Here is a 23516-nt window from a genome sequence, read left to right as displayed (position 1 = left end):
GCAAAGCCTGGTCTACTTGATGTCGTTGGTGGTGAGCCCTGCGCGAAACTCGGTCGCGTCGCTTGAGGCGGCGGAGCCGTCATAGAGGTTGAGCGCCGCGGTGTAGAGCGCCGCGCAGGTCACGAGGTCCTGCTTGTAGGTGATCTCGTTGGGAGCGTGCGCCTGAGACTCGGCGCCGGGCCCGAAGCCCACGCAGGGGATGCCGTAGCGGCCCTGGATGGCGACGCAGTTCGTGGAGAAGGTCCACTTGTCGACGAGCGGGCGGCCGGCGCGCTTGTCCATGGAGGGCTCGCAGCCGATGCGCTCGTCGCCGAAGAGGGCCTTGTGGGCCTCGACGAGGGCCTTGACGTGCGGCGCGGACTCCTTGTTGATCCAGGTGGGGAAGTAGCACTCCGTCTGGTAGACCTCGCCGGTCCAGGAGGGACGGTCGTACATGTACATGGAGACCTTCACGTCGTCGCCGTACTTCTTGACGGCAGGAAGGCTGCGGACCTCCTCAAGGCAGGACTCCCAGGTCTCACCCGCCGTCATGCGGCGGTCGATGGAGATGGCGCAGGAGTCGGCCACGGCGCAGCGGCTCGGGCTCGTGAAGAAGACCTGCGAGACGGTGCAGGTGCCGCGACCCAGGAAGCGGGCGTCCTCGAAGTGGTCGGGGTTGTACGCGGGGTCGAGCATCTTGACGAGGCCCTTGATGTCCGTGGACTCGTCGCATCCGTTGTTGTTGAGGGCCCGGACGTCGGCGATGATGTCGGCCATCTTGTAGATGGCGTTGTCGCCGCGGTCGGGAGCCGAGCCGTGACAGGAGACGCCGCGCACGTCAACCCTGATCTCCATGCGACCGCGATGGCCGCGGTAGATGCCGCCGTCGGTGGGCTCGGTGGAGATGACGAACTCGGGCTTGATGCCGTCCTTGTTGTAGATGTACTGCCAGCACATGCCGTCGCAGTCCTCCTCCTGGACCGTGCCGACGACCATGATCTTGTAGCCCTCGGGGATGAGGTCGAGGTCCTTCATCATCTTGGCGGCATAGACGGCGGAGCAGACGCCGCCCTCCTGGTCGGAGCCGCCGCGGCCGTAGATGAGCTCCTCGGTCTCATAGCCCTCGTAGGGGTCCGCCTCCCAGTTGTCGCGGTTGCCGATGCCCACCGTGTCGATGTGGCCGTCCATGCAGAGGATCTTGTCCCCCTCGCCCATGAAGCCCATGACGTTGCCCAGGCCGTCAACCTTGACCTCGTCAAAGTCGAGGCGCCTCATCTCCTTTTCGATGCAGGCGACGACCTCCCTCTCCTCGCAGCTCTCGCTGGGATGCGAGATCATGGCGCGCAGGAAGCGGGTCATGTCCTCGCCGTAGTCCGCCGCGGCCTTCTTGATCTTGTCGTAGTCGAGATTCTTCATGCGTTCCTCCAACGTCGTGTCACGAATCCTTGCCCGCCCTGCGGTGCGGTCGCGCCCGCGGGGGCGTGCCGACCTACTTGCTTGCCCAGGCGCCGTCCCAGACCACGTCGCGGTAGCGAACGGGGTCGGTGTCCCCCTCGGTCGAGAAGAGCAGGACCTGCGAGTCGCGGCCCAGCCCAAGGGCGTCGCGCAGCTCGGCGTAGCGGGCGTCGCGCATGAGGGCGGCGACGGCTCCCATGCCCACCGCGCCGGACTCGCCGGAGGTCACGGCGGGGTCGCCCTTGACGGGGGCGGCGAGCATCCTCATGCCCTTTGCGGCGACCCAGTCCGGGCAGGAGAGGAAGGCGTCGGCATGGTTGCGCAGGATGTCCCAGCCGATGGTGTTGGGCTCGCCGCACGCGAGGCCGGCCATGATGGTCTGAAGGTCGCCGCCCACGACGCGCGGGTCGCCGTCAGCGGCGAGGGCGCCCCTGTACAGACAGTCGGCGGCCCGTGCCTCCATGATGACGAAGCGCGGGGGGCAGCTGGGGAAGAGGTTGGCAAAGTAGCCCACCATGGCACTGGCGAGCGAGCCCACGCCGGCCTGCACGAACACGTGCGTGGGACGGTTGACCTCGAGCTGCCTCAGCTGCTCGGCGGCCTCCGCGGCCATGGTGCCGTACCCCTGCATGATCCAGGACGGAATCTTCTCGTAGCCCTCCCAGGCCGTGTCCTGCACGATCACGCCGTGCTCGGTCTGGCCCGCCTCCTTGGCGGCCAGGCGGACGCAGTCGTCGTAGTTGAGCTCCTCGATCGTGACCTCGGCGCCCTCCTTGGCGATGTTGTCGAAGCGCGTCCGCGTGGAGCCCTTGGGCATGTGCACCACGGCCTTCTGCCCCAGGCGCCTGGCGGCCCAGGCCACGCCGCGACCGTGGTTGCCGTCGGTGGCCGTGAAGAACGTCGCATGGCCAAAGTCACGCTGCAGCTGGTCGGACGTGAGGTAGTCAAAGGTCGTCTCGCGCACGTCCCTGCCGGTCTCCTCGGCGATGTAGCGCGCCATGGCAAACGAGCCGCCCAGGACCTTGAAGGCGTTCAGGCCAAAGCGGTAGCTCTCGTCCTTGACGTACAGGCCGCCCAGGCCCAGGTCCTGCGCCATGCCGGCCAGGTTGGCCAGCGGCGTGACGGCATACTGCGGGAAGCTCCCATGAAACGCCCGCGCCGTGGCGACGTTGTCGAGCGACATGACGGGCAGGTTCGCATCCTCGCTCTTGGGCATGCCGTTGGTGACCCATTCGATTGCCGGATCCATTGCCATTCCCCCTTCAAGATAGCTGCCGACCTTGAATAACTTACTTTATGTTCGTAAGTCAAACTTTTTGTTTGGCTCTTCCAATATACGCCCTGAGATCCGGGGCGCAAGGGGGTTCACGAACTGTGCGCGCAAAGGGTAGGTACTTGGCGCCGAACGGTTCAGCTGCCGCATGGGGAGAGAGGATGCCGTCTCACATGGCGCAGGAAGAGCTTGCCCTGCGCGGGAGCGGGGGATGCCGTCTTGCGTGACGCCGCGGACCGCATGACGCCGCGGCACGCGGGTCGTGCTCATGCGTATGGTCCGCCGCCAAACGACGCCTGGGCGCGGGCGATCTAGGCGAGCATGGCGGCGCCGATGGCCCCGGCGAAGCGTGCCTCGGGGCAGGTGCGCAACTCGCAGCCCAGGGCCGCACCGATGCGCGCGACCACGTAGGCGTTGTCGCACAGGCCCCCGGTGAGCAGACGCGGGCTTCCGTCAAGCTGACGGGCCAGCGCCGCGACGCGGCCCGCGACCGACTCGATGACCGCATGGGCTATATTCTCCAGAGGCTCGCCGCGACCCACGAGCGAGATGACCTCGGACTCGGCAAAGACCGTGCACATGCTCGAGATGGTCGCGCCCTCTCCCCGTGCCGCAAGCTCGCTCAGGCGCTCCTGGGTGACCCCCATGCGCGTGGCCATGACCTCGAGGAACTTGCCCGTCCCGGCGGAGCACTTGTCGTTCATCACAAAGCGCCTGACGCGCCCGTCCGCCAGCTGGATGACCTTGGTGTCCTGGCCGCCCACGTCAACGACCACGCCGTCGGGCCCAAAGAGGTAAGCGGACCCCCTGCCGTGGCAGCCGATCTCCGTGACGACCTTGTCGGCGTAGGGAACGGCGACGCGCCCGTACCCCGTCGCCACGACGCGGGCGTCCCGCGTGAGGAGACCCCGCTCGAGAAGGAGCGACCGCGCCGTCTCGGCCGCCTGCGCCCCGCTGAAGCCGGTGGGCATGACGTGGGTAAATCTCAGCTCGCCGTCCCGCACGATTGCGAGCTTCGTGGCCGTCGAGCCGACGTCGATTCCAATCGCCTGCATGATGCCCCCGTCTAACGAATCGTTTGTTTTTTAACCTTATTTTTTGTAATTATACGACCCACCCATCGTTATAGTTCGTGAGCTATAGCGGTGCGGCGTCGGTGGACGGGCCGACGGCCGACGGCCGACGGAACGTCGCCTGCGCGGAAGAGGGCCGCGCGGGAGAGGATGGCACGGGAGAGGAGCGTCATGAGCGAGCAGGACTACGACTACCGAAGCATGTGGGAGGGCCTTGACATGGACGTCGAGGCGCATGACGGCCTGCTTGAGGCCGTCGGGCAGATGTACAGCAGCATGTACCTCACGCAGGAAAACCGTCCCGCGTCCACCGCCTACCTTGACGGCGTGGCCACCAACCTGCACTCGGGACGCATTCGCGAGCTCGTTGACCCCCAGGGCGACGGCTCGCCCCGGCCCAAGAAGGTCATCGGCAGCTTCTGCCTCTACGTTCCCGAGGAGATCATCACCGCCGCAGGAGCCGTCGAGGTGGGGCTGTGCGCCGGCGCCGACTGGGCCCCCGCCGAGGCCGAGAAGCACGTCCCGCGCAACACCTGCCCGCTCATCAAGGGCTTCATGGGCTTCAAGCTGGGAAGGGTGTGCCCCTACATCGAGAGCGCCGACCTGGTGGTTGGAGAGAACACCTGCGACGGCAAGAAGAAGGCCTATGAGCAGTTTGGCAAGCTCAAGAACACCTTCGTCATAGACGTGCCGCACGTGCGCACCGACGAGACCCGGCAGATGTGGCGCAACGAGCTGCGCCGTCTCGCCGCGCGCATCGAGCAGGAGACCGGCCAGAAGATCACGGCCGAGAGCCTGCGCGCCGCCATCAAGCTCGCCAACGACAAGCGCCGGGCCCTCCAGCGCCTCTCGGCCACGCGCGCCGCGGACCCCACGCCCATCTCGGGCCTTGACTCGCTGCTCACCGTGCAGGCGGCCTTCATGGACGACTCCGCGCGCCTCACCGGCGCCATCAACGAGATGGCGGCCGAGTGCGAGGGCAGGGTCAAGGACGGCGAGGGCGTCGCCCCCAAGGGCGCCAAGCGCATCCTCTACACGGGCACGCCCATGGCCGTGCCCAACTGGAAGCTCTTCAACATGATCGAGAAGGCTGGGGCCGTCGTCGTGGGCGAGGAGTACTGCACGGGCAGCCGCTACTACAAGGACCTGGTGCCCGAGACGGGCGCCACCGTGGACGAGATGCTCGATGACATCGCGGACCGCTACCTCAACATCCAGTGCGCCATCTTCACGCCCAACCACGGGCGCGAGGAGGACGTCGTGCGCATGGCCAAGGAGCTGCACGCGGACGGCATCATCGACTGCGCGCTGCAGTTTTGCACGATCTACGAGCAGGAGTCCTTTGGCATGGAGGAGGCCGCAGAAAAGGCGGGCATCCCCTTCATGCACATAACGACCGACTACTCGGGGCAGGACGAGGGGCAGCTGAAGACCCGCGTCGAGGCCTTCATCGAGATGCTGTAGGGACGCCGCCGCCACGCACGGCGGCGCAAAGCGAGGTCAGGGCCGCCTGGGACGCGTCGTCGCGTGTCGGGCGGCCCCGTCATGTCGAGTCGCGCCGCGTAAGATGTCGTATGCTAGCGGACGACGACGAACGGTCGCAGCCCCCCGTCGGGCTGCGACCCCCTCGCTGCCACGACGAAAGGACAGGCATGATCAAGGCGGAAGAGGCGGCCCAGATCGCCGAGGCGGCCCAGCCCGGCCGCGAGGTCGCGGAGGCCGACACGCTCTCGGGCAACGCCCTGAAGTGGGCCATGAAAAACGCCGTCGGGCAGACGAACACCCGCGTGCGCATGTATGCGACGTACGGGCGCCGATCGCTCACCGTGAAGTTTGCCCCCGGCGAGAACGACGGCCAGGGAAGCGGCAACTCCTTCTACAACGACCTGCTGGCCAACAGCAACATGCGCGTGGCCGACGCCATGAGCGACATCATCTACGGGCGCGAGCAGACGCTCATCAGCCCCCTGCAGCAGATGCGCCTGCTCAACGAGTACAACGCACAGCTGGTGCATTTCATCCGCACCCTGCGACGCCTGGGCTTTGAGGTCCGGACGGGGACCGAGGCCTCGATCGACGCCGAGGGCGGCAACGCCCATCGCGACGACAGCACCATCATCATCAGCTGGTGACCCCGGCCCCGTGGCCGAGGGTCGCGAGACGGGCCCGCCCTACTCGTCCCGCACCAGCACGGGCTCAAGCCGAAAGCTGTCAGTGTTCACGTAGCCGCGGTTGGTCAGGCGCAGGCTGGGAATGCACGCCAGCGACAGCAGGCCCATCGTCATGAATGGCGAGGGCATGGTGCAGCCCATGTCCGCCCACGCGCCCTCGATCGCATCCACGTCGGCGGCCACCCTCTCCACGCGCTCGGGGCTCATGAGGCCGCAGATGGGGAGCCTCACCAGGCCCAGGACCTTCCCGTCCTGAACGGCGACCTCGCCGCCGCCCGCCTCGACGAGCGTGCGGGCCGCCAGGGCCATGTCGGCGTCGTTGTCGCCCACGACCAGGAGGTTGTGGGCGTCATGGGCGACGGTCTGCGCAAGCGCGCCATGGATGCCAAACCCCCGCACGAACCCGTAGGCAAAGCTGCCGGTGGCGTGGTGGCGCTCAAAGACGAAGGCCTTGAGCAGGTCCTGCGCCGGGTCGGCCGTGAGCGCGCCGTCCTTGACGGGCACCTCGACGCGCACCTGCTCGGTGATCGTGGACCCGGGCGACACGACCATGGCCCGCACGAGGGCCGTGTCGCCCTTGAGCGCATGGCCGTCCTCGTCGGTCGCCGGGATGACGAAGGCCTTCTCGCTGATGTCCGCCGCAACATGCATGGTGTCGCACATCCAGGCGGGATAGGGATGCCCGCCCGCCTCGAAGAGGGCCGCCCCGTCCTCGGCGACGACCTCGCCGTCAATGACGGTGCGCGTGACGCGAAAATCCTTGAGGTCCTCGATGAAGACGAGGTCCGCGCATTTTCCGGGCGTGATGGAGCCCATGTCCGCGCCCATCTGGAAGTAGGTGGCGACGTTGATCGTGACCATCTGGATGGCCGTGACGGGATCGATGCCCTCGCGCACGGCCATGCGCAGGATGCGGTCGAGATGGCCTTCTGTGACAAGCGTGTTGGGGTGGTTGTCGTCCGAGACGAGGTTGCATAGGCGCGTGTCGATCGAGCCGTCCGCCACGGCGGGGGCCAGGTCGTGCAGGTTCTGCCAGGCGGACCCCTCGCGAATCTGGGCGCACATGCCCAGACGCAGCTTGGCCAGGACGTCCTCGGCGCGGACGGACTCGTGGCAGGACGAGACGCCCGAGGCCACATAGGCGTTGAGGCCGCGGTCGGTCTCGCAGACGCTGTAGTGACCGGTGACGCTACGTCCGCTCCTGAGGGTCTCGTTGACCTCCTGGACGACGTCGTCCTGGCAGGAGAGGATGCCGGGGTAGTTCATCATCTCGCCCAGCCCCACGACGGCGTCCCAGCCCATGGACGCTCTGACGCCGTCCACCGTGACCTTTGCGCCGGTGTCCTCGAAGCCGGGAACGGCGGGGACGCAGGACGGCGTGGTGACCATGGCCTTCAGGGGCACGCTCTCGGCGACCTTGATGACCTCGGCCACGCCCTCAAGACCCGTGACGTTGCAGAGCTCGTGGGGGTCCCAATAGATGCCCGTCGTTCCGTGAGGCACGACCGCGCGGGCGTACTCGTCCACGCCCACCATGGAGCTCTCCACATGAACGTGCCCGTCCATGAAGCCGGGAGCCACAAAGGAGCCGGCGGCGTCGATGACCGTGGTGCCCTCGCCGATGCAATGCTCTGCGGTGTGCGGGGCAATGCCCAGGTAGGCGACGCGGCCGCACGCGATGGCGACGTCCGTGTCCTCCAGAACCTCGTGAGTCGTGACGCTCACGAGCCGCGCATGGCGAATCACGAGGTCGGCAGGCTGTTGCCCCTGGGCCACCTTGATGAGGGTTCGATTGCACTCCCATAGGGGCATCTTGCAGAACGTGTTGCGCACGATGCGGTCCTTTCCTGTCAACGCCGACCGACCCTCCCGCGACGCGGACGCTCCGCGAGGAGGCGCCTGACCCTGCCAGCTAGGCCCGAGCACCGGCCTGGTCTGAGTATCCGTGCTCGACGCACCAGTTGACGGCCTTCTCGACGGCGTTCATGACGTCCTGGTAGCCGGTGCAGCGGCACAGATGGCCCGAGAGGAGCTTGCGCAGCTCGTCGCGGCTGTACGTCCTGCCCGTGCGGACGATCTCCTCCGTGCTCATGATGAGCCCAGGTATGCAGAAGCCGCACTGGACGGCAAACTCGTCCACGAAGGCCTGCTGCACGGGGTCGAGCGTCCCGTCAGGGGCGGCGAGGCCCTCCACCGTGAGGATGTCCTTGCCCTGCGCCCATTGCGTCAGATAGAGGCAGGTGTCGGTGGCGACGCCGTCCACGAGGACGGTGCAGGCGCCGCACTCCCCCACCTCGCAGCCTCGCTTGACGCTCGTAAGATGAAGGCGGTTGCGCAACGTGTCAAGCAGGGACTCGCGGGGGTCGTAGCCCACCTGGACCTTCTTGCCGTTGACCGTGCACGTGAGAATTCTCATGTCCATCATAGCGTCGCCCCTCCCTTGCGCGCCGCCGCCACCAACGAGCGCCTGGACATCTCGCCGATCAGCTGCAGGCGAAACGCCTTGGAGGCGCGCCAGCTGTCACGGGGATGGGTGTCGGCCTGAGCCAGCGCCCCTATCGCCTCCACGGCCTTTGCGAGGGGCAGGCCGCGGACGGCCTCCTCGGCCTTGAGGGCGCGCAGGGGCGTGGGGCCGGCGACGCCAAAGGCGAGGCGGATGTCGTCCACCAGCGTCTTGTCGGCGGAGAGCTTGACGAGGCAGCAGCAGCCCAACGTCGCGATCTCAAGCGCGCGCCGCTTGCCGTACTTGAAGTAGTGGCCCGTGAACCCCTCATAGTGGTCCTTGGGGATCCGAATCCTCACAAGCAGCTCGTCCTGGGCCAGCGTTGATTTGCCGGGCCCGGCATACCACTCCTCGATGGGGATCGTGCGCTCGCCGCGGACGCTCCTCACGTCCAGCAGGGCGCCGTAGGCATACAGCGTGGAGGCGGTGTCGGCCGAGGTGGCCGCGTTGCACACGTTGCCGCCGATCGTGCCCGAGACGCGCAGCTGCGGGCCGCCGGGGGTGTCGCAGGCGTCGCCCAGCGTGGGGACCGTCGCCTGGATGACGGGGCTCGTGGTCACATGATGGAACCAGGTGATGGGGCCGATCTCGACGGTGCCGTCGTCGGCCAGCGTGACGCCGTCGAGCTCGTCGTGAAGCTCATGGATCGAGACGAGGTGGGCGGCGGGAAACTTGCCGTCGCGGTTCTTGACCAGAAGGTCGGTGCCGCCGGCGATGACGCGAGCCTGGGAGTCGCGGGCCAGGACCTGGACGGCGTCCTCGACGCTCGTGGCCTCGTGCAGGTACTCGATGTCGTACATCAGACGAGTCCCTCCTTCCTGAACCCCTCGAAGAGGCGCTGGGGGGTCATCGGCTCGTGGTAGAACTTGACGCCCGTCGCGTCCAGGATGGCGTCGCGGATGGCGGCCGCCGGGGAGATGGTCGGCGTCTCGCCCACGGCCTTGTTGCCGTAGGGGGCGGTGGGCTCGTCCGTCTCGACAAACTGCGCCTCGAGGTCGGGCAGGTCCATGGTGGTGGGAATCTTGTAGTCGAGCAGGTTGTTGTTGCGACAGCGGCCCGTCCTCTCGTCCACCAGCAGCTCCTCGTAGAGCCCGTAGCCGATGGACTGCGACATGCCGCCGTGCACCTGCTGCTCGACGGTCTTGGGGTTGATGAGGCGACCGTTGTCCTGCACGTTGATGATCCTGTCGACGGTGACCTGGCCCAGCGGCATGTCCACCGTGACCTCGGCGAAGGTGCAGCCCACGGCGAGGGCGTTGGTATGGACGTTGACGGTCTCGTGGGCGTGAAGCTGGTCGTTGTGATCCATGTTGTAGTAGGCCTCGAGCGCCAGCTCGCAAAGGTCGCAGACCTTGTTGCCCACCACGTCCACGATCATGTGGTCGCGCAGGTCAAGCTCGCCCTGGGCGTCGGGGTGCAGAAAGCGGGCAAAGTCCAGGATCTTCTGGCGCAGCACCTGGCCCGTCTGCTTGACCGCCGTGCCCGAGACGTAGGTCTGGCGCGAGGCGTAGGCGCCGGAGTCATAGGGCGTGACGTCCGTGTCCTGCTGGGAGACGATGTGGACGTCCTCGGTGTCAACGCCTACGGCCTCGGCGGCCATCTGCGAGAAGACGGTGTCGGCACCCTGGCCGATCTCGGTGGCGCCCATCTGGAGCTGGATGGAGCCGTCCTGGTTGAGCGTCATGGACGCCGTGGCCGTCTCGAGCGCGAAGGGGGCGACGGCCGTCTTGTACACGAAGAGGGACACGCCCACGCCATGACGAATCGGGCCCGTCTCGTTGGCGTAGGTCGCCTTGTGCTCGTCCCAGCCGATGTAGCGCTTGCCCTTCTCGACGCACTCCGCCAGGCCGTTGCTGCGCGACGAGATGTAGTTGCCCGGCGAGAACTCGTCGACGAAGCCCTGCCTGATGGCGTTCTTCATGCGAAACTCGACGCCGTCCCACCCCCGGTCATAGGCGATGTCGCCCATGAGGCACTCGGCGGCCCAGTTGCCCTCGGGCACGCCATAGGCGCGCATGGCACCGGTGTGGGGGCCGTTGGTGTAGACCGTGTAGGCCTCGCAGCGGATGACGTCCTCCTGCGTGTGGTACAGCCAGCGGAAGGAGTTGACCGAGTTGAGCACCAGGGCGTGACCGTGGTGAATGTAGCCGCCCGTGTTGGAGTAGGCCAGGATGGAGCGGGCGCGGAGGTTCATGTCGTCATCGACGGTCGCCTCGACCTCGAACGTCTTGGGCTGGCGACCGCTCGTGGCAAAGAACAGCTCCTCGCGGCTGAGCTCCAGGCGCACGCAGGCGCCGCCCAGCTGCTGGCAGATCCAGGCGTTGAGGGGCTCGTAGTGGATGTCCTGCTTGGTGCCGAACCCGCCGCCGATGTAGGGCTTGATCACGCGGACGTCGCCCCAGGGGATGCCCAGCGCCTGGCCTATGACGCGGCGGCAGATGTGGGGGATCTGGGTGGACGAGACGCAGACGATCCTGCCCGACTCGCCGTAGCAGAAGGACACGCAGGTCTCGATGTGCACCTGGGACTGCTCCGCGCTCTCGACGTGAATCGAGACGTGATGGTGGCACGGGTCCGCAAGGGCCTCGTCAACGCTGGCATAGCCCAGCTCGGCGAGCTTCTCCTTGCTGGTCTCGGCCAGCGTGTGGGCCACGAGGTTGTCGGGCCTCCGGTCCTGGACGGGATGCTCGGTGCCCTTGAGAGACTCCTTGGGGTCATAGACGACGGGCCACTCCTCATACTCGACCTCGATCTTGGCGAGGCCCCTGTCGCAGGCGACGGTGTCCTCGGCCACGACGACGGCGATGTTGTCGCCATAGAGACGCACGCGCGCATCGAGCAGCTTGCGGTCGGCCACGTCGCGCTTTTCGGCCTTGGACGCCGCGTACCACGGATGCCCCGCCACGGGATAGGTGATGTCGGGCACGTCGAAGCAGGTGTACACGGCGACGACGCCGGGCACCTCGCGCGCCTTGGAGACGTCTATGGACTTGACGAGTCCGTTGCCTATCGTCGCGTGCAGGATGCGCGCCTCAAGGCACGGCTTGGGGCAGAGGTCGTCGGCGTACATGGCACGACCGGTCACCTTGTCGCGCGCATCCACGCGCACGACCGACCTGCCCACCTCTCTCAACTTCTTCATGGCTCACCCCTTCGCTGATGCCACGCCATCTCCCGTGCCCGCACGCCGGGCCCCGGGCGCCTGGGGATGCGCCCGGCATGCGCGCGACCATGATGCAGCACGATCAGGTGGGGTATCGTGATGGATGTGCCCCAACGCCTCGTCCCCTCCCGACGACGCATGCGACCCGAGGATGCCGCCCCCGTTGGTACCACCTGCACGCTGTCTTGAAGGTGCCAGAGGCCGCACGCAGCATGCGAGGGGCCCGTGGTTGAACTGACAGCTCTGCATTCCCGCCAACACTCACTGGTTGTCAGACCTGATGGTATCAGGTAACGAAAACGCCGATGAAGCTCGCAGCTTGTGCGGTATCAAACAAACCGTTAGTGGCATACAAATTTTTTTGTTGTATTACTTTTCGTTATATCTGGCAGGGTATACCGAAGTGCGGCGGAATGCCGCAGTGCCGGCGGAGGGCAGCGCGCGGGCGTCTGTCGCAGGCGCCGCACGCCGCCGCGGCGTGGATGGACGCAAAAACCGGCGCCCCCCTTTATGCCCGGGAGGCGCCGGCGATTCGTGTTCGCGCATGGCGCGTGCGCGCCGTGGGTGACCTTCCCCCTACAGCGTCTTCTTGATGGCGTCGATCTCGGCGTCCGTCAGGAACGACCCCGCCTTGATCTGGTCGGCGTACTCGCCGATCTTGGCCTGGATGTCCTGGGGAACCTTGTCCGAGAACTTGCCCAGGGCCACGCCGCCGTTGTCCATGTTGGCGACGATGGTGTTGCCCTTGCCGAAGCTGCCCTTCTCGATCTCGTCCATGGCCTGGTCGATCTTCCAGTTGGTCACCGTCGAGGTGATGACGGTGGGCTGGTCGTCGCCCACGATGTCGATGGGCTGGGCGATGTCAAAGTGCGTGTCGGCGCCCGCGGCGGCCAGGGCCTGGCGCGACCCGTTGTCCACGGCGGAGGCGTCGCCCCACATGACGTCGACGTTGTTGGAGTTGATCCAGTTCTCGGTCAGCTTGGTGCCCAGGGAGGCGTCGGTGAAGCCGGCCTCAAAGTTGTACTGGCCCGTGACGCCGGGGTTGACCTTCTGGGCCGCGGCGAGGTAGGCCGCATACTTGGCCTCGGTGGAGGGGAGCTTCATGCCGCCGATGAAGCCGATGCTCTTGGTGGCAGTCATGAGACCCGCCACGACGCCGGCCAAGGCGCCGGTCTGGGTGAAGTCAGGAAGGACCGTCTCGACGTTGTCGAGGTTCGCGTAGTCCGCCATCTCGCTCTTGGGGTCCGTGTTGGTGATGAGGAAGTGGACGTTGGGATGGTCCTCGATCGCGGAGGCCACGACCTCCGCCCAGTCGGACGCAAACTGGTTGCCGTTGCCCACGATCAGGTCGACGTCCTGGTCCACGTAGCTCTGCGCCGCCGTGGCGGCGTCGGCGTCGGCGGTGTTCTCCTTGGGCTCGAGCATCTCCCAGCCGTCATGGGACTCGATGGCCTTCTTCAGGGACTCGTAGTGACCCTGGTCCCAGCCGCCGTCGGTGATGGTGCCGCTCATGATCATGGCGACCTTGCGCTTTGCGGAGCCCGAGGAAGAGCCTCCCGCGTCAGAGGAGGGCGAGCCGCCGCAGCCCGCAAGGGCAATCGAGGCGGCGCCCAGGCACAGGCCCATCGCGGAGCGCCTGGTGACGTTCTTGTTGAACTTGGAATTGCTCATGTTGCTTCCTCCTTGCTGGAAAAACCGACATACAAACGCTGGTATACCACACGCTGCCTCGTAGTGACTCCGTCCTCCCGTCTCCGGCGGCGAGCCCGCGCCCCGCCGCATGGCTGTTGTCACGGCGCCGCGGACGAACCCGCCGCCCGGCCGCAGCGCCGTCAGGGTCCTAGCGGGACTCCCGATAGTACGGCTGCCCGTTGGCCTTGGGACCGGCGCGGCGGGAGCCGAAGAAGACCAGGGCGACGATCGTGAAAGCATACGGAATCATCTTGAAGAACATGACCGGCGAGGCGTTGAACTGGGCCTGCAGGGCGACGTTGAGCCCGTCGAAGAAGCCAAAGAGCAGGCTCGCCGCCATGATGCCCAGCGCGCTCCAGCGACCGAAGATGACCGTCGCCAGCGCGATGAAGCCGCGACCCATCACGATGCCGTCGATATAGATGGGCGTCGTGCAGATGGAGAGGAAGGCGCCGCCCGCCCCCGCCAGCACCCCACAAGCAACGCAGGCAGCGTACTTGATGCGGACGACGTTGATGCCGAGCGTCTCGGCGGCCTGGGGGTTTTCGCCCACCGAGCGGAACGAGAGGCCGCCGCGGAAGTTCCTGAAGAAGTACCCGATGAGGGGCACGAGGATGAACGCGAGGTAGGCGAGCAGCTGCTGTCCAAAGACCGGGTCGCCGAGGAGGGGTATCTGGCTGAGGAGCGGAATCTGGATGTGGGGCATGAGACTGCCGGTGGCGTTGGCCGAGTTGGATCCCACGAAGAGGTTGTAGCCAAAGAGCGCCAGCGCCGGGGCGAGGATGTTGATCGCCATGCCGCAGACCACCTGGTCACAGCAGAGCGTGACCGTGCAGAGCCCGTAGATCATGTTGACGAGCACGCCGGCGGCCATGGCGGCCACCAGGCCCAGCCATAGGTTGCCCGTCATCTTGCCCACGGCGAAGGCGACGAAGGCGCCGACGGCCATGATGCCCTCTAGGCCGATGTTGACCAGGCCGGCCCGCTCCGAGAAGAGCTCCCCGAGGGCCGCCAGCAGGATGGGCACGGCGCTGAGCGTCGTGGCGGAAAGAATCGTGGGGAGCGACGCCATGAAGAAGTCCATTACGCCTCCACCTCCGTTTTCTTGGGCGTGTCGGCGGGGGCGCCCTTGCCCGCCCCGCCCGTCAGCCTGGACTCGATGAAGGACTTGATCTGCGGGAGCTTGATGAAGGCCATGCCCGCGATGGCGAAGATGATGATGAGGCCGCGAATGATGTCCACGATTGCCGTGGGCACGCCGATGACGCTCTGCATCATGGTGCCGCCGGTGGACAGCACGCCGAACAGGATGGCGACGAACAGGGCGGCGATGGGGTTGAGCTGGGCGATGAGGGCGATGGCGACGCCGTCGAAGCCAAAGCCCGACCCAAAGCCGTCCGCCAGGCGGTAGGGCGTCTTGCCCATGAGCTCGACGGCGCCGCCCATGCCCGCGATGGCGCCGGACATGATGAACGTGAGGAGCACGAGCCTGCGGACGGGAAAGCCGCTGACCTTGGACGCGACGGGGTTCATGCCGACGGCGCGAATCTTGAAGCCGAAGGAGGTGCGAAAGATCAGGTACCACAGGAAGATCGCGAGCAGGATGGCGAGCACCACGCCCACGTGCGTGCCGAGCACCCCCGGAAGGCGGGAGGAGTCGGGCACGGCGACGGTCTTGGGCAGGCCGTTGTCGGAGTAGAGGTTCTTGAACACGAACTCCATGAAGTACATGGCGATGTAGTTGAACATGATCGTGGTGATCATCTCGTTGAGGCCCCGGGTGATCTTGAGGACGCCCGGCAGCAGGCCCCAGACCCCGCCGGCGACGATGCCGGCGACAAGCCCCAGCACCAGGCCCGCAGGGCCCGAGAGATGCAGCCCGAAGATGGTCGAGGCGCACACGCACCCGCCCATGATGAACTGGCCCTCGCCGCCGAGGTTGAACACGCCGCACTTGTAGGCGAAGACCGCGCAGAGGCCCGTGAAGATCAGCGGGCAGGCGCGCTCGAGCGTCTTGGCGAGCTTCGCCGGCGTCCCCAGGGAGCCCTGGAGCATGGCGGCGTAGCCCTGCAGGGGACTCTTGCCGAGCGCGGCAATGATGACGGCGCCTATGATGAGCGCCAGCAGCACGGAGACGACCGGCGTGAGAATCATGAGCGTTCTCTCGCGGCTCTCCTGGGCGTCAAGTTTCCTTGCCAACGTGCGTCCCTCCCTACTTTCCTGCCATGGCAAGCGAAATCTCCTTGATGGGAGGGTTCGCGCCCGGATAGGTTCCCATGATCTGCCCCTCAAAGAGGACGACGATGCGGTCGGAGAGCTTGAGGACCTCGTCGAAGTCCGCCGAGATGAGCAGCACCGAGCAGCCGGCGTCGCGCTGGGCGACGATCTGGTCGTGCACGAAGCCGGTGGCGCCGATGTCCAGGCCGCGCGTGGGATAGACCGCCACGAGAAGCTGCGGGTGGCTGTCAAGCTCGCGGGCCAGGATGACCTTCTGCTGGTTGCCGCCCGAGAGGCTGCGGGCCGTCTGGTTGACGGACGTGCAGCGGATGTCGTTTTCCTCGCGCAGCTCGTCGGCAAAGCGCTGGATGGCGTCCATCTTGAGCCAGGCGCCGCGGCCGGCCGAGAAGCGCTCGCTGCCCGTCTGCTTGAGGACCAGGTTCTCGGCGACCGTCATGTCGCCCACCAGGCCCATCTTGTTGCGGTCCTCGGGGATGTTGCCGATGCCCGCGTCGATGAAGGCCTGGGGAGAAAAGAGCGCGATGCTGCTTCCGTCAGGGCCGATGACCTCGCCGGATTCGGGCGAGACAAGGCCCGTGACGACCTCCGCGAGCGGCGTCTGGCCGTTGCCGTCGATGCCCGCGACGCCCAGGATCTCGCCCTTGTGCAGCGTGAGGCTCACGTCCCTGAGGCCGCCGTGCTTCATCTGGGGACGGTAGCAGACGTTCTTGAGGCACAGCCTGACCTCGCCGGGGGCCTCGACCTTGCGGTAGCTGCTCTCGGTGAACTTCTGGCCGATCATGAGGTCGGCGAGCTCCTGCTCGGTGGTGTTGGCGATGTCGAGCGTGTCGACGCACTCGCCGCGGCGCAGGACCGTGACGCGGTCGGAGATGAACATGACCTCGCGCATCTTGTGCGAGATGAAGACGATCGACTTCCCCTCGTCGGTGAGCGAGCGCATGATGTCAAAGAGCCCCTGCACCTCAAGGTCCGTGAGGACGGCGGTGGGCTCGTCCAGGATCAGGAGGTCCGCGCCGCGGAAGAGCACCTTCAGGATCTCGACGCGCTGCTGCATGCCGATGGACATGTCCGAGATGCGCGCGTCAAGGTCGACCTCAAGGCCGTAGCGCTCCATGAGCTCCTCGACGGTCTTGCGGTCGTCTCCGCGCTGCAGGAGGGGCGACGCGTGGCGCTTGTCCCCCAGGATGATGTTCTCGAGGCCCGTCATGGCGTCAACCAGCATGAAGTGCTGATGGACCATGCCGATGCCCCTGTCAACGGCGTCGCGCGGGGTGTTGATGCGCACCTCCTCGCCATGCATGTATATCTTGCCCGCCTCGGGCGTGTACAGCCCGATGAGGCAGTTCATCAGCGTGGACTTGCCCGCCCCGTTCTCGCCCAGGAGCGTGTGAACCTCGCCTTCGCGTATGGAAAGGTTCACCCCCCGATTCGCGTAGAACGACCCGAAGCGCTTGTCCACCCCCTCCATCCGCAGGAGTTCTCCCATGTCCTGACCACCCCTCTCGTCATGTTGCGTCTCCATGACCTCTCTTGGTTCCAAGCACGTGCGACCGGGCCGCATGCGGCCCTCGGTTACGACCGTCTATCTGCGCCTCTTTCTCTCGTAGGGCGTATTGGCGAGCGGAAGCCTCGACTGGGCGACGCCGTCCACCCTACGGTAGGCGTTCCTGATGGCCGGGGCCGTAGGAATCGTGGCGATCTCGCCTATGCCCTTGCCACCGTACGCGACGGGGAGGAGCTCGTCCTTCTCGACGTAGATGGCGTGAATGTCAGGGATCTGGGTGGCGCGCAGCAGGCCAAGCGTACCAAAGCGAGCCGTGGGAACGCAGTCCTTCAGCGGAAAGTCTTCGGTGAGCGCATAGCCCATCGACATGAGCACGCCCCCCTCGATCTGTCCCTGGATGGCGATGGGATTGACGACCTTGCCGGCGTCATGGGCCGCATAGACCTCGCTCACGCGCCGGTCCTTGTCAAGGACCACCAGGTGAGTGGCAAAGCCGTAGCAGATGTGGCTCTTGGGATTGGGCTTGTCGGCACCGAGCTTGTCCGTGACCTCGAAGTACTCGTAGTGGAAGCTGCACCCCTCGAGCCTGGAGAGGGCGCCCACGGGGTCGTCCGGGCGCACGGGGCTGCCGGCCCTCAGGCTGTCACCCATCGCCCCCCGGTACGGCTCGCCGCCCTCCAGGGTCACGACGAGGCCGTCTCCCAGGGCGCGCACGGGCGCCGCAGGAGCGTCCTCGCCCCGCTCGACGGCAAGCATGGCGTCGCGCAGCAGGAAGGCCGCGCCGCGCACCGCCTCGCCCGTGACGACCGTCTGGCGCGACCCCGAGGTGGTCCCGGAGTCGGGCGCCGCCTCGGTCGAGCACTCGCCGTTGAGGATGTGCGACTTGGGCAGGCCGCTCGCCTCGGCGACGTCCTGCAGAAACACGGTGTTGCAGCCCTGACCTATGTCCGAGGTCGCCGAGTACACCACGGCCCTGCCGCCCTCGACGCGAATCTCGCAGCGGCCCTTGTCCGGCAGCCCCACGCCGGTGCCGGCGTTCTTCATGGCGCAGGCGAGGCCGCAGTGGCCCTCGTTCGCGTCATAGGCGTCCCTCACGGCCAAAAGCGTCTCCTTGAGCGCCGTGGAGCGGTCGGCAACCTGCCCGTTAGGCAGGACGTCGCCCGGCTCGACGGCGTTTCTGAAGCGCATCTCCCAGGGCGAGATGCCCACCTTGTCGGCCAGCTCGTCCATGAGGCACTCCAGGGCAAACTCGCTCTGGCACACGCCAAAGCCCCTGAACGCGCCGGCGGGCGGGTTGTTGGTGTAGTACCCGTAGCCGCGGATGTCGGTGTTCTGATAGGTGTACGGGCCCACCGAGTGCGTGCAGGCGCGCTCGAGGACGGGGCCGCAGAGGCTGGCGTACGCGCCCGTGTCAAAGTTGATCTCGCAGTCAAGGCCCGTGAGCAGGCCATTCTCGTCGCAGCCCAAGGTGAAGGTGCCCCTCATGGCGTGACGCTTGGGATGGAAGGCGATGGACTCCCCGCGCGTGAGCTTGCACTTCACGGCGCGGCCAAAGCGCAGCGCCGCGAGGGCGGCGAGATGCTGGACGCTCACGTCCTCCTTGCCGCCGAAGCCGCCCCCGACCAGCATGGTCTGCACCACGACGCGCTCGGGCTCGTCGTCCCAGCCCAGCATGTGGGCGACCTCCTTGCGCGTGTCGTACGCACCCTGGTCCGTGCTGAGGATCCTCACGCCGTCCTTGTAGGGAAAGGCGACGGCGCACTCGGGCTCAAGGAAGGCGTGCTCGGTGAAGGGCGTCTCGAAGCTGCCCGTCACCACGTGAGCCGAGGCGGCGAGGGCGGCCTTCGCGTCCCCGCGCTTGACGTGCCGACTCTGGCACACGTTGTCATGCAGCCGGACCACGTTGCCAAAGGCGAGGAAGCTGTCGTGGATGAGGGGCGCTCCGGCCGCCTTGGCCTCATCGATGGAGCGGACGGGCTCAAGCTCCTCGTAGGTCACCTTCACGAGGCGCCTCGCCTTGGCGAGGGTCGCCTCGTCCTCGGCGACCACCAGGCAGATCGCATCTCCCATGCAGCGCGTGAGGTCTCCCTCGGCGATGAGCACGTCCCAGTCCTGGACGATGTGGCCCACCTGGTTCACCGGCACGTCCTTGGCCCTGAGGACGCCCAGGACGCCCGGCAGGGCCTCCGCCTTGGAGCTGTCGATGGAAAGGACGCGGGCGCGGGGATACTTCGTGCGCACGGCGGCGGCGTAGGCCAGGTCCGGGTAGTCCTCGCTCGTGACGTCGTCAGGATAGACGCCAAAGCCCAGGACCTTGCGGCGCACGTCCACGCGGAAGGCCCCCGTGCCCACGCCGTAGTCGTCGCCCCGCTCGAGGCCGGGGTCAATCTGGCGCTCGCCTCTCAGCACGGCGGCGGCGAGCAGGATGCCCTCAATGATCTTCTTGTAGCCGGTGCAGCGGCACACGTTGCCCTTGATGGCGGTCTTGACGTCGTCCTCGCTGGGGCTGGGGTTCCGACGGATGAGGGCCGCCCCGCTCATGACCATGCCAGGAATGCAGAAGCCGCACTGCACGGCGCCGACGGCGCCGAAGGCATAGACGAAGGCCTCCTGCTCGGCGGGGTCAAGACCCTCGGGCGTCATGACCTCCCTGCCGTCCGCCAGCTTGGTCGTGATGACGCAGCCCTTGGTGGCGATGCCGTCAACGACGACGGTGCAGGTTCCGCAGGCGCCCTCGGAGCACCCGTCCTTGACGGAGGTCAGGCGGAGGTCGTCGCGAAGGAAGCGCAGGAGCGACTTGTTCTCGTCGGTCGTGCGCCTGACGCCGTTCACCAGGAAGCTATAGGTTCCCAATCGTCTCGCCTCCTTCCTAGTATGCGGGCGCCAAAAGGCCGTCGGCGTCATGGATGACCCCGCGCGGGCAGCGCGTGGCGCAGAGCCCGCAGGCTATGCAGGCGGTCGTGTCGCAGGTGGCGCACTCGCTGACGACGTGGATGGCGTCAGCGGGGCAGACGCGCTCGCAGACGCCGCAGGCGACGCAGCTGGACGCGCAGGATGCGCGCGCGACGGCGCCCGGCTCGTGGTTGGAGCACAAGGGGAGAATCGTCGCGTCACGAGGCGCCAGCGCGATGACGCCCTGCGGGCAGGCGCGCACGCAGAGGCCGCAGCCCACGCAGACGTCACGCAGCACCCGGGCGACGCCCCTCTCGCCAAGCTCGATCGCCCGAAGCCGACAGGCCTCCACGCAGGCGCCGCAGCCTATGCAGCCCTCGGCGCAGCGCTCCTCAGGGCGTGACCCGCCCCAGCAGCGAACGTGGGCCACCGTGGGCCGTCTTTTTGCCATGCGCGCCACCTCCCGTCGTGCGCCGGGCGACGCGACCGCGTCGGGCCGCATCGCCCGCTGGCGTGCGTCGTCGTTACCCTGCGACATCCCTACCGGACCAGCAGGAAGGGGTAGTCCCTCACGACCGCACGGATGATGTCCCTGACGTCGGTGGGCAGGCCGCAGGCCTCGTCCGCGACGTCATAGATTCTCTCCTCGCCGTCCAGGCGCACGAGCATGCCGCCTTCGACGGGAAGGAACCCCTCGTTGGTCGAGTCATCAAAGTCCTCGCGGCTCCAGAAGACGGTGAGCTTGTCCTTGTACGGCCTGCCCTCGCCGTACGGGCAGAACACGGCGCAGTTGCCGCATTCGTTGCACATGCCGTCAACGTGGACGATCTGGCGTTGGCGCCTGCCGTCGACGGCCACGGCGACGTTCGCGCGGTTGGGGCACACCTCGCAGCAAGCCTCGCAGACCGTGGAACATCCCAGACAGCGGGTCGTGGCAAGGTCGGCGCAGTCGCGCTCGAGCGCGCCGCGCGACGCGAGCGGCTCTTGATAGCGCGGGTTGACGTTGGACTCCACCTGCCCCTCAAAGCTCGCCCCGCAGATGGCGCGGCACACTGAGATGGCGTCGGCGATGGCCTTCACCACGGTCGCGGGACCGCGGCGGGCGTCGCCTGCGACGTAGACGTGCGGCAGGTTGGTGCGCAGGTCGTCATCGACCTGGGGGCGGCCCCTGTCGTCCAGCTCGATGCCGCTGGCCGCAAAGAGCGTGGGGTCTATCCTCTCGCCCACCGCCGCGATGACGGCGCTGGCGGGCACAACGGTCGTCCGGCCCGTGGCGTGCGTGCTGCGGCGGCCGGACGCGTCCGGGGCACCCAGCTCCATGACGTCGCAGAGGAGCCTGCCGTCCTCGACGCGGCGAGGCGCCAGGAGCTCCATGAACTCGACGCCGTCGGCGATGGCCTCAATCAGCTCCTCCTCGTCGGCGGGCATGTAGCGCCGCGTGCGACGATACGCCAGGCGCACGTTCTTAACCCCGGGCACGCGCCGGGCGGCGCGGGCGACGTCCATGGCGGTGTTGCCGGCGCCCACGACGACGACGTCCTCGCCCACATCGAGGCTGGAGGGATCTCGCTTGAAGGCCTCCAGGAACTCGAGGGCGTCGAGCGTGGGGCCCTCCTGTACGACCGCGGCGCCGGGCGCCCAGGCGCCCACGGCGACGACGACGTCCGTGTAGCCCTGGGACAGCAGCTCGCGCACGTCGGTGACCTCGACGCCGCAGCGTATGGTCGCGCCGTAGGCCTGGCACAGCCTGACGTCCTTGTCGATGGCCTCGTCGCTGATGCGGAAGCCCGGGATGACGTTGCGCACGATGCCGCCGGGCCTCGAGGAGCGCTCAAGGACGTCAACCTTCACGCCCGCACGGGAGAGGAACGACGCCACGGAGAGACCGGCGGGGCCGGCGCCCACGACGGCGACCTTCTGTCGGGCGCTGCCGCGGGCCTTGAGCGTGGGGAGCACCTCGTCAAAGGCGGCCGTCGCGGCGCGCAGCTTGAAGGCGCGGATGTTCACCTCGCCCTCGTAGTAGTTGCGCATGCAGCTGTTTCCGCAGGTGTGGGGGCAGAGCGTGCCCGTGATGAACGGCAGGGCATTGCGCTCGAGGATGATGTTCAGCGCGTCGGCGTGGCGACCCTCCTGCTCCGCGCGAAGATAGCCGGGGATGTCCTGATGGATGGGACAGGTGTCGCGGCAGGGCGCGATGAAGCAGTCGGCCAGGGGAAGCTCGCCGCGCACGTGACGCTCGGGCAGGGGCTTCACGGGCTTGCGATACGCCTGGCCCTTGAGCGCCTCGGTGACGATGGCATCGACCTTATCGACGTCAACGCCGTCAAAGGGCCGATCGTCGATGTCGGACAGCCTCTCGGCGACCTGCGAGAAGCGCTGGTATCCGCCCGGCTTGAGAACCGAGGTGGCGATGGTGACCGGCCACACGCCGGCATCCACGAGGTCGCGGATGTTGTTGGCGTCGGCACCGCCCGAGAACGAGATGCGCAGGGCGCCTTCAAACTCGCGCGCGATGCGCGCGGCGAGACTCGTGGTGAGGGGCCACAGCGAGCGGCCGGACATGTACATCTCCTCGCTGGGAAGCTCGCCGCGCGTCACGTCAACCGGGAAGGTGTTGGTGAGCTTGACGCCAAACTCGACGCCGTGCTCGGCCGCCAGCGCGATCAGGCGACGCAGCATGGGCACCGCGTCCTCCCATTGGAGGTCCTCCAGGAAGTGGTGGTCGTCAAAGACGACGTAGTCAAAGCCCAGGGAGTCGAGGGTGGTGCGGGCGTACTCGTAGCCCAGCAGCGTGGGGTTGCACTTGACATAGGTGTTGAGCCCCTTCTCGCCGATGAGGTGGGAGGCGATGGCCTCGATCTCCTGCGGGGGGCAGCCGTGCAGCGTGGACTCGGTGATGGAGCGAGAGACGCGCGGGCTGATGTTGTCCACGAAGGCCTCGTCAACCTTTGAGAAGAGCCCGAGGTTGCGCCTGGCCCAGGCGATGGCCGAGGTGAACGCCTCGGTTTTCGAGGCGTCCATCATGTCGTCTATGTAGCCGTCGATCTTGGGGGTCTTGATGCCCTCGAGGTCATAGCCCACCGACATGTTGAAGACGAAGCCGTCGGGATCTCCCAGACCAAGCTCGCGGGCCAAAAGCTTGCAGGCCACCCAGGCCTTGACGTACTCGTCGCGCGCCTGGGCCACGGTGAGCTCCGTGGACCATTCGCAGTTGTAGCCCTCGTCGCCCGCGAGTATGCAGGGCTTGTTGACGCACGCGGAGAGCTCGGCGCCGTCCATCCTCTGGACGGTCTTGAGCTCGAAGAAGCGCGCGCCGCAGACGTAGGAGGCGATGATGTTCTGCGCGAGCTGCGTGTTGGGGCCGGCCGCGGGGCCAAAGGGGGTCTCGACGCGCTCGTCAAAGATGGGGCGCGCGCCGGCAGCGGGATGCGCGAGGGCGCTCACGCCAAAGATGGTCCCCTTGCTCGCGTGCTCCTCAAGTATCCAGCTCATAAGGTGGCCAAAGGCCATGGGTCGCATGACGTCGCTCATCGTTGGTCCTCTCCTCACCAATGGTGCCTCGTTGTCCCCCGC

Annotated in this window: 16 protein-coding genes; 2 read left to right on the top strand and 14 right to left on the bottom strand. The window is 67.0% G+C overall.

The window, feature by feature from the left end:
• Positions 1 to 12 precede the first annotated feature (12 nt).
• The 3 genes from BN3001_RS04450 to BN3001_RS04440 form a co-directional block, all read right to left on the bottom strand.
• Positions 13 to 1395 carry a YgeY family selenium metabolism-linked hydrolase gene (locus BN3001_RS04450; protein ID WP_058270615.1) on the bottom strand — a complete coding sequence of 461 codons (1383 nt, stop codon included), beginning with the start codon at positions 1393 to 1395 and terminating at the stop codon, positions 13 to 15.
• Between the two features lie 73 nt (positions 1396 to 1468).
• Complete coding sequence (gene dpaL, locus BN3001_RS04445) at positions 1469 to 2683, bottom strand: diaminopropionate ammonia-lyase (RefSeq protein ID WP_058270614.1); 1215 nt, start codon at positions 2681 to 2683, stop codon at positions 1469 to 1471.
• Positions 2684 to 3018: 335 nt separating this feature from the next.
• Positions 3019 to 3762 carry an acyl-CoA dehydratase activase gene (locus BN3001_RS04440; RefSeq protein WP_058270613.1) on the bottom strand — a complete coding sequence of 248 codons (744 nt, stop codon included), beginning with the start codon at positions 3760 to 3762 and terminating at the stop codon, positions 3019 to 3021.
• Between the two features lie 189 nt (positions 3763 to 3951).
• Here BN3001_RS04440 and BN3001_RS04435 point away from each other — a divergent pair, with 189 nt between their 5' ends.
• Complete coding sequence (locus BN3001_RS04435) at positions 3952 to 5244, top strand: double-cubane-cluster-containing anaerobic reductase (RefSeq protein ID WP_058270612.1); 1293 nt, start codon at positions 3952 to 3954, stop codon at positions 5242 to 5244.
• A gap of 188 nt (positions 5245 to 5432) precedes the next feature.
• Entirely contained in the window at positions 5433 to 5912 is a 480-nt protein-coding gene (locus tag BN3001_RS04430) for a hypothetical protein (RefSeq protein ID WP_058270611.1), read from the top strand.
• A 39-nt stretch (positions 5913 to 5951) separates the two neighbouring features.
• Here BN3001_RS04430 and ade read toward each other — a convergent pair whose 3' ends face one another.
• From ade to ygfK, 11 genes are all read right to left on the bottom strand, one after another.
• Complete coding sequence (gene ade, locus BN3001_RS04425; RefSeq protein WP_058270610.1) at positions 5952 to 7784, bottom strand: adenine deaminase; 1833 nt, start codon at positions 7782 to 7784, stop codon at positions 5952 to 5954.
• A 79-nt stretch (positions 7785 to 7863) separates the two neighbouring features.
• Positions 7864 to 8376, bottom strand: a complete 513-nt coding sequence (gene xdhC, locus BN3001_RS04420; protein WP_235815041.1) for a xanthine dehydrogenase subunit XdhC — start codon at positions 8374 to 8376, stop codon at positions 7864 to 7866.
• Complete coding sequence (xdhB, locus tag BN3001_RS04415; protein WP_058270609.1) at positions 8373 to 9254, bottom strand: xanthine dehydrogenase subunit XdhB; 882 nt, start codon at positions 9252 to 9254, stop codon at positions 8373 to 8375. Before xdhB ends, xdhC begins: the two co-directional genes overlap by 4 nt.
• Positions 9254 to 11596 (bottom strand): xanthine dehydrogenase subunit XdhA, encoded by a 2343-nt coding sequence (xdhA, locus tag BN3001_RS04410; protein WP_058270608.1) that lies wholly within the window; start codon positions 11594 to 11596, stop codon positions 9254 to 9256. The genes xdhB and xdhA overlap by 1 nt, the downstream gene beginning before the upstream one ends.
• 597 nt (positions 11597 to 12193) lie before the next feature.
• Positions 12194 to 13288 carry a BMP family lipoprotein gene (locus BN3001_RS04405; RefSeq protein WP_058270607.1) on the bottom strand — a complete coding sequence of 365 codons (1095 nt, stop codon included), beginning with the start codon at positions 13286 to 13288 and terminating at the stop codon, positions 12194 to 12196.
• 169 nt (positions 13289 to 13457) lie between these two features.
• Positions 13458 to 14393, bottom strand: coding sequence for an ABC transporter permease (locus BN3001_RS04400; protein WP_058270606.1), 936 nt, complete (start codon positions 14391 to 14393; stop codon positions 13458 to 13460).
• The gene (locus tag BN3001_RS04395; RefSeq protein WP_058270605.1) at positions 14393 to 15508 is read right to left on the bottom strand and encodes an ABC transporter permease; all 1116 of its coding nucleotides are present in this window, start codon (positions 15506 to 15508) and stop codon (positions 14393 to 14395) included. Before BN3001_RS04395 ends, BN3001_RS04400 begins: the two co-directional genes overlap by 1 nt.
• Positions 15509 to 15521: 13 nt before the next feature.
• Positions 15522 to 17033 (bottom strand): ABC transporter ATP-binding protein, encoded by a 1512-nt coding sequence (locus BN3001_RS04390; RefSeq protein WP_058271232.1) that lies wholly within the window; start codon positions 17031 to 17033, stop codon positions 15522 to 15524.
• Between the two features lie 96 nt (positions 17034 to 17129).
• Complete coding sequence (gene xdh, locus BN3001_RS04385; RefSeq protein ID WP_148362948.1) at positions 17130 to 19955, bottom strand: selenium-dependent xanthine dehydrogenase; 2826 nt, start codon at positions 19953 to 19955, stop codon at positions 17130 to 17132.
• Positions 19921 to 20394, bottom strand: coding sequence for a 4Fe-4S binding protein (locus BN3001_RS04380; protein ID WP_058271231.1), 474 nt, complete (start codon positions 20392 to 20394; stop codon positions 19921 to 19923). Before BN3001_RS04380 ends, xdh begins: the two co-directional genes overlap by 35 nt.
• Positions 20395 to 20483: 89 nt before the next feature.
• Positions 20484 to 23474 (bottom strand): putative selenate reductase subunit YgfK, encoded by a 2991-nt coding sequence (gene ygfK, locus BN3001_RS04375; RefSeq protein WP_058270603.1) that lies wholly within the window; start codon positions 23472 to 23474, stop codon positions 20484 to 20486.
• Positions 23475 to 23516: the final 42 nt, after the last annotated feature.

The organism is Olsenella massiliensis, assembly GCF_001457795.1.
Classification (GTDB): Bacteria; Actinomycetota; Coriobacteriia; order Coriobacteriales; family Atopobiaceae; genus Olsenella_F; species Olsenella_F massiliensis.
The sequence above is the reverse complement of the archived record's forward strand: the minus strand, read 5'-3'. Positions and strand labels throughout refer to the sequence as shown.

Excerpts from the sequence above, each read along its gene's own strand:
- BN3001_RS04450 (WP_058270615.1), bottom strand. The coding sequence starts at position 1,395 with ATGAAGAATCTCGACTACGACAAGATCAAGAAGGCCGCGGCGGACTAC.
- dpaL (WP_058270614.1), bottom strand. The coding sequence starts at position 2,683 with ATGGATCCGGCAATCGAATGGGTCACCAACGGCATGCCCAAGAGCGAG.
- BN3001_RS04440 (WP_058270613.1), bottom strand. The coding sequence starts at position 3,762 with ATGCAGGCGATTGGAATCGACGTCGGCTCGACGGCCACGAAGCTCGCA.
- BN3001_RS04435 (WP_058270612.1), top strand. The coding sequence starts at position 3,952 with ATGAGCGAGCAGGACTACGACTACCGAAGCATGTGGGAGGGCCTTGAC.
- BN3001_RS04430 (WP_058270611.1), top strand. The coding sequence starts at position 5,433 with ATGATCAAGGCGGAAGAGGCGGCCCAGATCGCCGAGGCGGCCCAGCCC.
- xdhC (WP_235815041.1), bottom strand. The coding sequence starts at position 8,376 with ATGATGGACATGAGAATTCTCACGTGCACGGTCAACGGCAAGAAGGTC.
- xdhB (WP_058270609.1), bottom strand. The coding sequence starts at position 9,254 with ATGTACGACATCGAGTACCTGCACGAGGCCACGAGCGTCGAGGACGCC.
- xdhA (WP_058270608.1), bottom strand. The coding sequence starts at position 11,596 with ATGAAGAAGTTGAGAGAGGTGGGCAGGTCGGTCGTGCGCGTGGATGCG.
- BN3001_RS04405 (WP_058270607.1), bottom strand. The coding sequence starts at position 13,288 with ATGAGCAATTCCAAGTTCAACAAGAACGTCACCAGGCGCTCCGCGATG.
- BN3001_RS04400 (WP_058270606.1), bottom strand. The coding sequence starts at position 14,393 with ATGGACTTCTTCATGGCGTCGCTCCCCACGATTCTTTCCGCCACGACG.
- BN3001_RS04390 (WP_058271232.1), bottom strand. The coding sequence starts at position 17,033 with ATGGGAGAACTCCTGCGGATGGAGGGGGTGGACAAGCGCTTCGGGTCG.
- xdh (WP_148362948.1), bottom strand. The coding sequence starts at position 19,955 with ATGACGCCGACGGCCTTTTGGCGCCCGCATACTAGGAAGGAGGCGAGA.
- BN3001_RS04380 (WP_058271231.1), bottom strand. The coding sequence starts at position 20,394 with ATGGCAAAAAGACGGCCCACGGTGGCCCACGTTCGCTGCTGGGGCGGG.
- ygfK (WP_058270603.1), bottom strand. The coding sequence starts at position 23,474 with ATGAGCGACGTCATGCGACCCATGGCCTTTGGCCACCTTATGAGCTGG.